This is a genomic window from Streptomyces sp. NPDC004031 (genome assembly GCF_053604375.1).
In genome coordinates this window covers 1-12,738 of the sequence record NZ_JBSGHL010000068.1, presented here as the reverse complement: position 1 = coordinate 12,738, position 12,738 = coordinate 1, and the positions used below count along the sequence as shown (strand labels likewise).

General features: G+C 69.0%; 9 protein-coding genes. 1 reads left to right on the top strand and 8 read right to left on the bottom strand.

What is annotated here, in order from left to right:
• Positions 1–10: 10 nt before the first annotated feature.
• From ACWERV_RS31255 to typA, 7 genes are all read right to left on the bottom strand, one after another.
• Positions 11–1,660, bottom strand: coding sequence for a peptide ABC transporter substrate-binding protein (locus tag ACWERV_RS31255; protein ID WP_452939480.1), 1,650 nt, complete (start codon positions 1,658–1,660; stop codon positions 11–13).
• A 206-nt stretch (positions 1,661–1,866) separates the two neighbouring features.
• Positions 1,867–2,985: an ABC transporter ATP-binding protein gene (locus ACWERV_RS31250; protein WP_452939477.1), complete on the bottom strand. Its 1,119-nt coding sequence runs from the start codon at positions 2,983–2,985 to the stop codon at positions 1,867–1,869.
• Positions 2,978–4,006, bottom strand: coding sequence for an ABC transporter ATP-binding protein (locus tag ACWERV_RS31245; RefSeq protein WP_452939476.1), 1,029 nt, complete (start codon positions 4,004–4,006; stop codon positions 2,978–2,980). The genes ACWERV_RS31250 and ACWERV_RS31245 overlap by 8 nt, the downstream gene beginning before the upstream one ends.
• Before the next feature lie 11 nt (positions 4,007–4,017).
• Positions 4,018–4,950, bottom strand: coding sequence for an ABC transporter permease (locus ACWERV_RS31240; protein WP_398182653.1), 933 nt, complete (start codon positions 4,948–4,950; stop codon positions 4,018–4,020).
• Entirely contained in the window at positions 4,943–5,866 is a 924-nt protein-coding gene (locus tag ACWERV_RS31235) for an ABC transporter permease (RefSeq protein WP_398182650.1), read from the bottom strand. The genes ACWERV_RS31240 and ACWERV_RS31235 overlap by 8 nt, the downstream gene beginning before the upstream one ends.
• 152 nt (positions 5,867–6,018) lie before the next feature.
• Entirely contained in the window at positions 6,019–7,683 is a 1,665-nt protein-coding gene (locus ACWERV_RS31230) for a peptide ABC transporter substrate-binding protein (protein WP_452939471.1), read from the bottom strand.
• Between the two features lie 384 nt (positions 7,684–8,067).
• Complete coding sequence (typA, locus tag ACWERV_RS31225) at positions 8,068–9,933, bottom strand: translational GTPase TypA (RefSeq protein WP_398182644.1); 1,866 nt, start codon at positions 9,931–9,933, stop codon at positions 8,068–8,070.
• Between the two features lie 269 nt (positions 9,934–10,202).
• Here typA and ACWERV_RS31220 point away from each other — a divergent pair, with 269 nt between their 5' ends.
• Complete coding sequence (locus ACWERV_RS31220; protein WP_452939469.1) at positions 10,203–11,372, top strand: hypothetical protein; 1,170 nt, start codon at positions 10,203–10,205, stop codon at positions 11,370–11,372.
• Between the two features lie 302 nt (positions 11,373–11,674).
• On the opposite strand, the gene ACWERV_RS31215 is transcribed toward ACWERV_RS31220, so the two are convergent.
• Positions 11,675–12,738, bottom strand: a 1,064-nt coding sequence (locus ACWERV_RS31215; protein WP_452939466.1) for an ABC transporter substrate-binding protein, incomplete at its 5' end; no start/stop codon positions are given.

Here is a 12,738-nt window from a genome sequence, read left to right as displayed (position 1 = left end):
GGCCGCGGGGTCACTTGACCTTGATCTCGTTGTAGACCGGGACGCTGAAGGGGTTCAGCGCGACGTTCGAGAGGTTGCTCGAGTAGCCCGCGCTGCCGTTCTGGTACCACAGCGGGATCGCCGGCATGTCCTTGACCAGCTCCTTCTCCGCGTCCTGGAACTTGGACACGGACTCGGAGGTGGACGAGGCCGCGTTCGCCTCGTTGACGAGCTTGTCGAACGTCGGGCTGGAGTAGTGCGAGTCGTTCGACGAGGCGCCGGTGTAGTACTGCGGCTGCAGGAAGTCCTGGATCAGCGGGTAGTCCATCTGCCAGCCGGCCCGGAAGGGGTTGTTCATCTGCTTGCTGGTGATCCGGTTGCGGAAGTCGGCGAAGGTGCCGACCGGGGCGCCGACGCACGCCTTGTTGTTGCCCAGGGCGTTGTTGATGCTGTTGCAGATGGCGTCCACCCACTCCTTGTGGGAGCCGGTGTCGGCGTTGTACGAGATGGTGATGCCGCCGCCGGGCAGGCCGCCGCCCTGCTGGATGAGCTGCTTGGCCTTGGAGGCGTTGTACGTGCACTCGTCACCGCACAGGCCCTCCTTGAAGCCGCCCGCCGAGCCGAGCACCGGGGAGGTCCAGTCGGTGGCCGGGGTGCGGGTGTCCTGGAAGATCGTCTTGGTGATCTGCGGCCGGTTGATCGCCATCGACAGACCCTGCCGGACCTTCGCCGAGTTCGCCGACGACCAGCGCGGGTTGTACAGCGGGAAGGAGATGGTCTGGATGATGCCGGCGGGCTGGTTGATGTAGCGGCTGCCGAGGTCGGCCTTGACGTTGCGCAGCTGGGAGACCGGGATGTCGTCGACGAGGTCGATGTTGCCGGCCTGGAGGTCGGTGTAGGCGGTGTTGTTGTCGGTGTAGACCCGCAGCTCCACACCGTTGTTCTGCGCCGGGTCGGGGCCCTTGTAGCCGTCCCACTTCTTCAGCTCCATCTTGGAGCCCTTGGAGTAGGACGAGATCGCGTACGGGCCGTTGCCGATCGGCTTGGCGAGCCACGCCTGCCGGTTGTCGAAGAAGGCCTTCGGCAGCGGGTAGAAGGCGGCGTAGCCCAGGGTGTCCGGGAAGAGCGCGAACTTCTGGTTGAGCTTGACCTTGAACTCGGTGTCGGAGACCTTCGTCAGCCCGGACAGCGTGGTCGCGGTGGCCTTGGCGCCCGGGGTGTCCGGGTGGACCTTGTCGTAGCCGTCGATGTAGCTGAAGAAGCTCGCGTTGAGCTGGGCGTTCTTCAGCTGCGTGTCGTAGTTCCAGGCGTTGATGAAGGAGTCGGCGTTGACCGGCTCGCCGTTGCTGAACGTCCAGCCGGACTTGAGCTTGATGTCGAAGTTCTGCGCGTCCGAGCTGGTGATCGAGTCCGCGATCATGTTCTCGGCCTTGGCGGTCTTGGGGTTGTAGATCTTCAGACCGCGGAAGATCATGTCCAGCACCTTGCCGCCCTGCACCTCGTTGGTGTCGGCCGGCTCCAGCGGGTTCTGCGGGTCGCCCCAGGAGGCCCGAACGATGCCGCCGGAGCTGCCCCCCGACGAGCCGCTGCCACCACTGTCACTGCTGCTGCCGCAGGCGGCGGCGGTCAGGGCTACGACCGTCACCCCGACGGCCCACCTCACGCGCGTGGCTCCGCGCATCGTGTGCCTCCTCATGGGTCACAAATGACACTTCGTTACCCATGACACAGCAATCGGGGCAAACCCGCACTTCTGGGATTGCGTGTCGCGCCCCCAATACGCCGTAATATCCGGCAATGCCTTGGCCACACCGTGACGGAACGCCAGCAGGGGCGCCCCCCGAACGGGGACGCCCCTGCTGCTTGCGCTACGGGCCCGGCTGCGGCTCAGGCCGCGCCGACCACGTCCTTCTCCTCGGCGAAGTGGCACGCGGACTCGTGCGCCGCCGGGGTGCCGGAATCGGCGAACCGGGTCGGGATCGCGAGCACCGGCTCCTCCTCCGCGCACCGCTCCTCGGCCTTCCAGCAGCGGGTGCGGAAACGGCACCCGGACGGCGGGTTGGCCGGCGAGGGCACGTCGCCCGACAGGATGATGCGCTCGCGGTGCTCGCGCGCCTCCGGGTCCGGCACCGGCACCGCGGACAGCAGCGCCTGCGTGTACGGGTGGGTCGGGTGCTCGTAGATCTCGGCGTCGCTGCCGATCTCGGCGATCTTGCCCAGGTACATCACGCCGACGCGGTCGGAGATGTGCCGGACGATCGACAGGTCGTGCGCGATGAAGATGTAGGACAGGTTGAACTCGTCCTGCAGCTTCTCCATCAGGTTGATCACCTGCGCCTGCACCGACACGTCGAGCGCGGAGACCGGCTCGTCGCAGATGATGATCTCCGGGTTGAGCGCGAGGCCGCGGGCGATGCCGATGCGCTGGCGCTGGCCACCGGAGAACTGGTGCGGGTAGCGGTTGATGTACTCCGGGTTCAGACCCACGACGTCCAGCAGGTCCTGCACCCGCCGGCGGCGGTCGCCCTTGGGCGCCGCCTCCGGGTGGATCTCGAACGGCTCGCCGATGATGTCGCCGACCGTCATGCGCGGGTTCAGCGAGGTGTACGGGTCCTGGAAGACCATCTGGATGTTGCGCCGGACGGCCTTGAGGGCCTTGCCGGACAGCTTGGTGATGTCCTGGCCCTTGTAGAAGACCTCACCGGCGGTGACCTGCTCCAGGTTCATGAGCAGCTTGGCGACCGTGGACTTGCCGCAGCCGGACTCGCCCACGATGCCGAGCGTCTCGCCCGCGTACAGGTCGAAGGACACGCCGTCGACGGCCTTGACCGCGCCGACCTGGGTCTTGAAGAGGATGCCCTGGGTCAGCGGGAAGTGCTTGACCAGATTGCGCACCGACAGGATCGGCTCGCGGTCGGCGGGCTTCACCGCCGCCGCCTCGGCGGGCTTGACCAGCTCGGCCGGGGCGTCCTGGGCGGCGGGCTGCTCGGGAGTCAGCTCAGTCACCGAGGGTCTCCTTCCAGAAGTGGCACGCGCTGCCGCGCGCCGTGCCGACCGGGTGCAGCGCCGGCACATCGGTACGGCAGATGTCCTGCGCCATCGGGCAGCGCGGGTTGAACGCGCAGCCGGACGGGATACGCGTCAGGTTGGGCGGCAGGCCCTTGATCGCGTACAGCTCCTGGCCCTTCTGGTCCAGCCGCGGGATCGACTGGAGCAGGCCCTTGGTGTACGGGTGGGCCGGCTTGGCGTAGATGTCGTGGACGGGGGCGTCCTCGACGATCCGGCCGGCGTACATCACCGCGATCTTGTCGGCGACGTCGGCGACGACACCCAGGTCGTGGGTGATGAGGATCAGGCCCATGTTGTACTCGCGCTGGAGTTCCGCGAGCAGCTCCATGACCTGCGCCTGGACCGTCACGTCGAGCGCGGTGGTCGGCTCGTCCGCGATGATCAGGTCGGGCTCCAGGGCGAGCGCCATGGCGATCATGATGCGCTGCCGCATACCGCCGGAGAACTGGTGCGGGTAGTCGCCCACCCGCTCCCGGGCGGCCGGGATGCGCACCTTGTCCATCAGCTCGATGGCCCTGGCCTTGGCCTCCTTGCGGGAGGCGCCCTGGTGCACCCGGAACATCTCGCCGAGCTGGTAGCCCACGCTCAGCACCGGGTTGAGGGAGGACAGCGCGTCCTGGAAGATCATCGCGATCTTCCGGCCGCGGATCTTCCGCCGCTCCTCGCCGGACATCTTGAGCATGTCGCGGCCCTGGAAGAAGATCTCGCCCTTCGGGATCCGGGCCGGCGGCATGTCGAGGATGCCCATGATCGCCTGCGCGGACACCGACTTGCCGGAGCCGGACTCACCGAGCACCGCCAGTGTCTCGCCGGCGCTCACCGAGTAGTTGACGCCGTTCACGGCCTTGGCGACACCGTCACGGGTGTGGAACTCCACGTGCAGGTCGCGTACTTCCAGCAGCGGCGCCGTACTGGCGTCCGGTGCCGGGACGTTCGAAACATCGTCGATGACAGTCAACGTACGCCCTCCTAGCGCAGCTTCGGGTCGAGAGCGTCGCGGACCGCGTCGCCGAGCAGGATGAAGGCCAGCACCGTGATGCTGAGCGCACCGGCCGGGAAGAGCAGCATGTGCGGCGCGTTGCGGATCTGCTCGGAGGCCGAGGAGATGTCGATGCCCCACGAGACGGCCGGCGGCTTCAGACCGACGCCGAGGAACGACAGCGTGGCCTCCAGCGAAATGAAGGTGCCGAGCGCGATCGTGGACCATACGATGATCGGCGCCAGGGCATTCGGGCCGATGTGCCGCAGCAGCATGCGCGTGTGGCCGGCGCCGAGCGCCTTGGCCGCGAGCACGTAGTCCTGCTCCTTCGCGGTGATCACCGCGCCGCGGGCGATACGGGCGAGCTGCGGCCAGCCCAGCAGGATGATGAACAGCGACACGGTGGTCACCGAACCGCCCTTGACCGCGGAGAGGAAGACCACACCGCCGAGCAGGATCGGGATACCGAAGAAGATGTCGCTGATCCGGGAGAGGATCGCGTCCAGCCAGCCGCCGAAGTAGCCGGCCAGGCCGCCGAGGACGGAGCCGAGGACGGCCACGCCCACCGTGGACAGCAGGCCGACCTCGACGGAGTTGCGCGCGCCGTGGATGGTGCGGCTGTAGACGTCGCAGCCCTGCTGGTCGTAGCCGAACCAGTGGCCGCCGCTGGGACCGTTCTGCGAGTTGATCAGGTCGCACTGCAGCGGGTCGGCGTGCGCGATGGCGCCCGGCCAGATCGAGATGAAGACCAGGAACAGGATGACCAGCGACGATATGTAGAAGACCGGGTTGCGACGCAGGTCGTACCAGGCGTCGTTCCACAGGCTGCGCGCCTTGTCCCGGGCCTCGGGCGAGGGAAGGGCGGTGCCGTCCTGGGTGGTCGGGACACCGTCGAGGATCGCGGCGTCGGTGTTCTCAGGCATACCGGATCCTCGGGTCCAGGACCGCGTAAAGCAGGTCGACGAGCAGGTTCGCGAGCAGGAAGACGATCACCAGGACCGTCACGAACCCGACGACGGTCGCCGGGCTGTTGTGCACGATGCCCTGGTAGATCTGGTAGCCCACGCCGTGGATGTTGAAGATGCGCTCGGTGACGAGGGCGCCGGCCATCAGGTTGCCGATGTCCGTACCGAGGAAGGTCACCACGGGTATGAGCGAGTTGCGCAGCATGTGGTTGGTGATGACGCGGCGCCGCGGCAGGCCCTTGGCGACCGCCGTGCGCAGGTAGTCGGCGCGGGTGTTCTCCGCGACCGAGGTACGCGTCAGCCGGGCCACGTACGCGAGGGAGACGCCGGCCAGCACGAGGCCGGGCATGATCAGGTCCTTGAACGGCGCGCCGTCACCCACCGAGGGGTTCAGGATGTTCCACTTCACGCCGACGAGGTACTGGAGGACGAAGCCGGTGACGAAGGTCGGGATGGAGACCACGATCAGCGTCATGGCGAGCACGCCGGTGTCGAAGATCCGGCCCCGGCGCAGACCTGCGAACAGGCCCAGCGCGACACCGATCACCGCTTCGATCACGAACGCGACCAGCGTCAGACGCACCGTGACCGGGTACGCCTGCTTCAGCAGGTCGGTGACCGGCTGCTGGTTCCACGCCTTGCCGAAGTCGCCGGTGAAGACGTTGCTCATGTAGATCCAGTACTGCTGGATCAGCGGGTCGTTCAGGTGCAGATCGTGTCTGATCTGCGCTGCCGTAGCGGGGTCCGGCGTGCGGTCTCCGAACATGGCGGCCACGGGATCACCGAGCCCGTAGACCATGACGAAGATCAACAATGTGGTCCCGATGAACACGGGAACCATCTGGAGCAGTCGCCTGATGACGTAGCGCCCCATCTGCCCTCCAGGGATCGGGCAGACGTCGGCCGGGGCTTGTGGCCCCGGCCGACATCCACACCGCGAGCGGTTGTTTGTCAGTTCCCCCGCAAGCGTGCCCGAACGTCTCCCCTGCCGGACCCGCTCACTGCGAGTGGTTCAGTTTTCGCAGGTCAGTTGACCGTGATGTCGGTGAAGACGGGGTAGCTGAAGGCGTTCACCGTCACGTTCGACACCTTGTCGGACCAGCCGCACTGGGCGTTCTGGTACCACAGCGGGACGATCGGCATGTCCTTGAGGATCTGCGTCTCGGCCTGCTGGTAGAGCTGCGTGGACTTCGTCGTGTCAGCCTCGGCGTTGGCCTGGTTGATCAGGCTGTCGACCGTCTTGTTGCTGTACTTCGAGTCGTTCGAGCTACCACCGGTCGCGTACAGCGGGGTGATGAAGTCGTCGATCAGCGGGTAGTCCATCTGCCAGCCGGAACGGAACGGCTGCTTCATCTGGCCCTTGGTGATCTGGTTGCGGAAGTCCGCGAAGGTGCCCGTGGGGGCGCCGACGCAGGCCTTGTTGTCGCCCAGCACGTTGTTGATGCTGTTGCAGACCGCGTCGACCCATTCCTTGTGCGAGCCGGAGTCGGCGTTGTAGCCGAGGGTCATGTGACCGCCGGGCAGACCGCCGCCCTCCTGGATCAGCTGCTTGGCCTTGACCGGGTCGTACTTGACCGAGTCGCCGGCCAGCGTGTCGCTGTAACCGCCGGCCGCGCCCAGCACCGGGGAGGTGAGGTCGGCCGCCGGGGTACGCGTGCCCTGGAAGATCTTGTCGGTGATCGTCTTGCGGTCGATCGCCATGGAGATGCCCAGACGCACCTTCTCCATGCCCGGCTTGCTCCACTCCTTCTCGTACATCGGGAACGAGAAGGTCTGGATGATGCCCGCCGGCTGGTTCAGGTAGCGGTTGCTCAGGTCGCTCTTCACGTGCGACAGGTCCGCGGCCGGGATGTCGTCGAGGACGTCCAGGTTGCCGGACTGCAGGTCCGCGTAAGCGGTGTCGCTGCTGGTGTAGACCTTGAGCAGGACACCCTTGTTCTTGGGCTTGCTCGGGCCGGTGTAGTTCGGGTTCGGCACCAGCTTCATGCTCGTACCCTTTTTGTAAGAGTCGATCATGTAGGGGCCGTCGCCGATCGGCTTGGCGAGGTAGGCCGCGTGGTTCGAGAAGAACTCGGTGGGCAGCGGGGCGAAGGCCTTGTAGCCCAGGCGGTCCGGCCAGGTCGAGAACTTCTGCTTCAGCGCGACGGTGAAGGTGTGGTCGTCCACGACCTTCAGACCGGACATGGTCTGCGCGGTCGGCTTGGCCGTCGCGTCGTCGGACGGGTGCACCGCGTCGTAGCCCTGGATGTCCGCGAAGAAGTACGCGTTGAGCTGCTTGTTGGTGACCAGCGCGCCGTAGTTCCAGGCGTCCACGAAGGACTTGGCGGTCACCGGGGTGCCGTCCGAGAACTTCAGGTCCGGCTTGATCTTGATGGTGAAGTTCTGCTGGTCCGTGCTCGTGATCGAGTCGGCCGCCTCCAGCATCGCCTTGCCGGTCTTGGGGTCGTACTCCTTGAGGTTCATGAAGATCATGTCAAGGACCTTGCCGCCCTGCACCTCATTGGTGTTGGCGGGCTCGAGCGGGTTCTGGGGGTCGCCCCACCACGCCCGGATCACACCGGCGGACGAGCTGCTCGCCTTGTCGCCGCTGCCCTTCTTGTCGCCCGAGTCGTCGCTCGAACTGCAGGCGGTCGCTGCGAGGGCGATCACGGCCGCTCCTACGACCCACTTGGCGCTCTTGGCACCGCGCATGGGTTTGCCTCCTCAGGAGTCACTGTCGATACGTGAAAGGAAGGCCGGACGCTCACTGACACCCCTGACAGCGACTACGGCCTTCCTGTGCTCGTGAGTCGGCGCTCCCCATCAGCGCGTGACCCATTGACCCGAGCTCAACTTCGTCCCACTATCGGGCACGTTTGAAGTCGGATCGACACAGGGTTGGTCTCGCTTTGGTCACATCACCAGCGAACTCGTTCCAGAATCCGGACATTATGGAACGTAGACAGACACCGGCGAATTGGGCGGTGTGACATATCTAACGGTGATTGGCGTCCGGAAAGCGGACGCTTCCCGGGCACGAATGAGGGGCCCAGGAAGCCCTGGACCCCTCACCGTTCAGTTGGCGGTCAGCAGTCGTCAGCGCTTGGCGCGGGACGCGGCGCGGCCCCGCTCCTTCTGGTCGAGAACCACCTTACGGATCCGCACGGTCTCCGGGGTGACTTCGATGCATTCATCGTCCCGGCAGAACTCCAGGGACTGCTCCAGCGACAGCAGCCGCGGCGGCACCAGGGACTCGGTCACGTCGGCGGTCGAGGACCGCATGTTCGTGAGCTTCTTCTCCTTGGTGATGTTCACGTCCATGTCGTCCGACCGGGAGTTCTCGCCGACGATCATGCCCTCGTAGACCTCCGTGGTCGGCGACACGAACAGCACGCCGCGCTCCTGGAGGTTGGTCATCGCGAAGGCCGTCACGACGCCCGCGCGGTCCGCGACGAGCGAGCCGTTGTTACGGGTGCGCAGCTCGCCGAACCACGGCTCGTGGCCCTCGAAGATGGAGTGCGCGATGCCGGTGCCGCGGGTCTGGGTCAGGAACTCCGTCCGGAAACCGATCAGGCCGCGGGACGGCACGATCCACTCCATCCGGATCCAGCCGGACCCGTGGTTGGTCATCGTCTCCATCCGGCCCTTGCGGGACGCCATGAGCTGGGTGATCGCGCCCAGGTGCTCCTCGGGCGAGTCGATGGTCATCCGCTCGATCGGCTCGTGCACCTTGCCGTCGACGTCCTTGGTGACCACCTCGGGCTTGCCCACGGTCAGCTCGAAGCCCTCCCGGCGCATCGTCTCGACCAGGATGGCCAGCGCCAGCTCACCGCGGCCCTGCACCTCCCAGGCGTCCGGGCGCTCGGTCGGCAGCACCCGCAGCGACACGTTGCCGACCAGCTCGCGCTCCAGCCGGTCCTTGACCAGCCGCGCGGTCACCTTGTGGCCCTTGCCGCCCTTGCCGACCAGCGGCGAGGTGTTGGTACCGATCGTCATCGAGATCGCCGGCTCGTCCACGGTGATGAGCGGCAGCGCGACCGGGTTGTCCGGGTCGGCGAGGGTCTCGCCGATCATGATGTCCGGGATGCCCGCGACCGCGCAGATGTCACCGGGGCCCGCGCTCTCGGCCGGCCCGCGGGTCAGCGCCTCGGTCATCAGCAGCTCGGTGATGCGGACGTTGGAGATGCTGCCGTCCCGCTTGATCCACGCGACGGTCTGCCCCTTCTTCAGGTGGCCCTGCTCGACGCGCAGCAGCGCGATACGGCCGAGGAAGTTGTCGGCGTCCAGGTTGGTGACGTGCGCCTGGAGCGGGGCCTGCTCGTCGTACGTCGGGGCCGGGACGTGCTCCAGCAGCGTGGAGAAGAACGGCTCCAGGTTGGTGCTGTCCGTCGGGACCGTGCCGTCGGCCGGCTTGGTCAGCGAGGCGACGCCGTCCCGCGCGCACGCGTAGACGATCGGGAACTCGATCTGGTCCTCGTCGGCGTCCAGGTCCAGGAAGAGGTCGTAGGTCTCGTTGACGACCTCGTCGATCCGGGCGTCCGGGCGGTCGGTCTTGTTGATGCACAAGATCACCGGGAGCCGCGCGGACAGCGCCTTGCGCAGCACGAAGCGGGTCTGCGGCAGCGGGCCCTCGGAGGCGTCCACCAGCAGCACGACCGCGTCCACCATCGACAGGCCGCGCTCGACCTCACCGCCGAAGTCGGCGTGGCCGGGGGTGTCGATGATGTTGATCGTGACCGGGTCGGAGCCGTCCTTCGGGTGGTACTTCACCGCGGTGTTCTTCGCGAGAATGGTGATGCCCTTCTCGCGCTCCAGGTCGTTGGAGTCCATCATCCGGTCGTCCAGCTGCTGGTGCGCCGAGAAGGCGCCCGCCTGCTTGAGCATGGCGTCGACGAGAGTCGTCTTGCCGTGGTCGACGTGGGCGACGATGGCGACGTTACGGATATCGTGGCGCGTGGACATGCTGGGGGGCTTCTCCCGGATCGTGGATGGCGTCGCGTTCCGGTATGACGCGCTCGCCTCGCCGGGCAGAACTCACGCCACGGCCACCTCCCATGGTACGTGCCCCACCTGATGCCGCCCGCCGGAGCACCCCCGCTGCGCGGCGCCCGCGGTGAGGGCCGTCCCGCAGGGCCCGTCCGCGTCCCCGCGGGACGGGGACCCGCGGGGGACGCGGGCCGACGGCGGGGGGCGGTGCCGGGCCGCGTCCCGGGGGTGCCATGATCCGGGACGTGTACACGCCATCCGCGCCGCCGCACGACGCCACCGTGCCGCCGCCCCCGCCTCCGCCCGGACCCTCCGCCGCGCCCCCGGACGGACGCCGCAAGGTCACCCTCGCCGTCGCCGCCGTCGTGGGCGCCGCCGTCGGCGTCGCGGGCAGCGCCCACGCGCTGCCCTTCCGCGAGCGCTCCTTCCTGCTCTTCGCCGCCGGGGTGCTGCTCACCGTCTCGCTGCACAACGTGCTCACCCGGCTGCTGGGCCCCTTCACCGGGCTCGCGCCCGTGTACTCCTCGATCGGCGCCGGTCGGTGGCTGCTGGCCACCACCGTGGGCGGGCGGCAGCTCGTCGTGCGGCCGCTGCCGCTGCTCCTCTACAACGCCTGCATGGTCGTGACCGACCGGCCCGGACTGCGGCGCAGGCTGTGGTGGGGCGCCCTCGTCCAACTGCTCGTCCAGGCCGCGGTGGCCGCCGCGCTCGTCGCCGCGGGCGGCGCCGCCGCGGCCGTCGGCTGGGGCATCGCCTTCCTCACCGTCCTGATCCACGTCCTCGCCCCGGGCCGGGTCACCAGCCCCGCCTGGCGGCTGATGCGGCTGCCCTTCGGGACGGAGGAGGCCAAGCTCGACGAATGGCGGGTCGACGACGCCACGCTCGCCGCCACGCGGGCGGCGGGCGCCGGGCGGATCGACCTCATGCGGGACGCGCTCGCCGCCGCGCCGCCGTCCGACGCTCCGCGGCGGCTCCACCTCACCGCGGTGCTCGCCCTCGCCGAGGGCCGCGCCGCCGAGGCCGCGCGTACGGCGGTGGACCTCCACGCGCGGTCCACCGCGCCCTCGCTGCGGGCCGGGGCGCTCTCCCTCTACGCCGCCGCGGTCAGCGACGGGGTCCGCGCCGGGAGCATCCCCGCCGAGCAGGGGCTGCCGTACTTCGCGGCGGCGATGGACGGGCTGCGGGCGACGGTGCCCGCGGTCGTGCGGCGGACGGACCTCGCGGCCCGTGAGGCGTACTTCCAGGGGCGGCTGCCGGTGGCCGCGAAGCTCGCGGCGCGGGCCGCGGCGAACGCGCCGGAGGCGCTGGCCCGTGCCGGGGCGCTGGACACGCTGGCCGCGGTGCATGCTGCCGCGGGGCGGCAGTCGGAGGCGGCCCGCGCCCACGCCCAGGCGGCGGCGCTCCTTCACGTCTGACCCGTCCGGGGGGCCGCCGGGTACGCCCCGGGGTGTCCCTTGCGGTTCGCCGCGCGACCTTCCGCCGGTGGGGGCCTGTCGCGCAGTTCTCCCCCAGGCTCCGCCCGGGAGGGGCCCCCACGCGCCCCTTGTTTGTTGCCCTGCGCGGCAGAAGCGAGCCCCTACCGCACAGGGTGAGCGTTTTCAGGGGCGCGTGGGGGTACCTCCCGGGCGGAGCCTGGGGGAGAACGGAGCGCGCAACCACCCACCGGCGGACGGTCGCGGGCCCCACCGCAAGGCACCCCCCGGGGCGCTCTCACGGGCTACTTGCGGAAGCCCATGTCCTCGTAGCGGGGCGTCTGGAAGCCGAAGGCGCCCGCGTTCGCGACGGTCGTGCGGAGGGCGACGACCGCGGGGCGCTGGTAGAGGGGGATCGAACCGGCGGCAGCCCAGATGCGGGAGTCGGCCTGGGCCGTCAGGGAGCGGGCGGTGCCGGCGTCGAGTTCGGAGCCGGCGCGGTCCAGGAGCTGGTCGATCTGGTCGGTGCCGACCCGCGTGTAGTTCTGGGCGACGCTCAGCGAGCCGTCCGGTGCCGGGACGGGCTTGGCGTAGATGGGCGTGTCGTCGGTCGCGGGGTAGGCCGTGCCCGGCCAGGAGTAGAGGGCGAGGTCGAAGTCGCCGGCCGCGATGTGGTCCTGGAAGTAGCTCGCCCCGTCGACCTTGGTGATCTCCGTGCGGATGCCGATCGCGGAGAGCATGCGGGCGATCCGGGAGCCGACGTCGTCGAGGGTCGGGGAGTCCGCCGGGAGCACGAACCGCAGGCTGAGCTGCTTGCCGCTCTTGGTGACCGCGCGTGCGGGCTCGACGACGGTGAGCGCGCCGGCCGCGGCGTCGTGGCCGTCGGCGGGCGCCGCCGCCTGGTCGCCGCCCTTGACGGCGGACCGCTTCCAGCCCGCGCCCGTGAGCAGTGCCTGCGCCTGCTGGATGTCGGCCTTGCCGAGGGCGGAGCTGTGGTCGGCGTAACCGTCCTGGGAGGGCAGGACGAGGTGGTTGCCGAGCGGTTCTGCGGGCAGCCCGAGCGGCTTGAGGACGGCGGTGGCGATGGCCTTGCGGTCGACCGCGCGGGCCACGGCGTGCCGGACGCGCTCGTCGGCGAGCGGGCCCGCGCTGCCGTTGAGGGCGAGCTGCGCGTAGGCCGCGTCGGGTGCCTTGCGTACGGCCAGGCCCCTGGTCTTCGTGACGGCGCCGAGCGCGCCCGGCTCGATGTCGGCGAGGTCGAGCTTGCCCGCGGCCAGGGCGGCGGCCCGCTTGCCCTGCGGCACGGCGGTGAGCACGATGCTGTCGAGCTTGGCGCGCTGCCCCCACCAGGAGGCGTTGCGCTCCAGCG

What these genes read in the sequence shown, in the direction of transcription:
- ACWERV_RS31240 (WP_398182653.1), bottom strand. Translation starts at nt 4,950, where the DNA reads ATGCCTGAGAACACCGACGCCGCGATCCTCGACGGTGTCCCGACCACC.
- ACWERV_RS31230 (WP_452939471.1), bottom strand. Translation starts at nt 7,683, where the DNA reads ATGCGCGGTGCCAAGAGCGCCAAGTGGGTCGTAGGAGCGGCCGTGATC.
- ACWERV_RS31235 (WP_398182650.1), bottom strand. Translation starts at nt 5,866, where the DNA reads ATGGGGCGCTACGTCATCAGGCGACTGCTCCAGATGGTTCCCGTGTTC.
- ACWERV_RS31255 (WP_452939480.1), bottom strand. Translation starts at nt 1,660, where the DNA reads ATGCGCGGAGCCACGCGCGTGAGGTGGGCCGTCGGGGTGACGGTCGTA.
- typA (WP_398182644.1), bottom strand. Translation starts at nt 9,933, where the DNA reads ATGTCCACGCGCCACGATATCCGTAACGTCGCCATCGTCGCCCACGTC.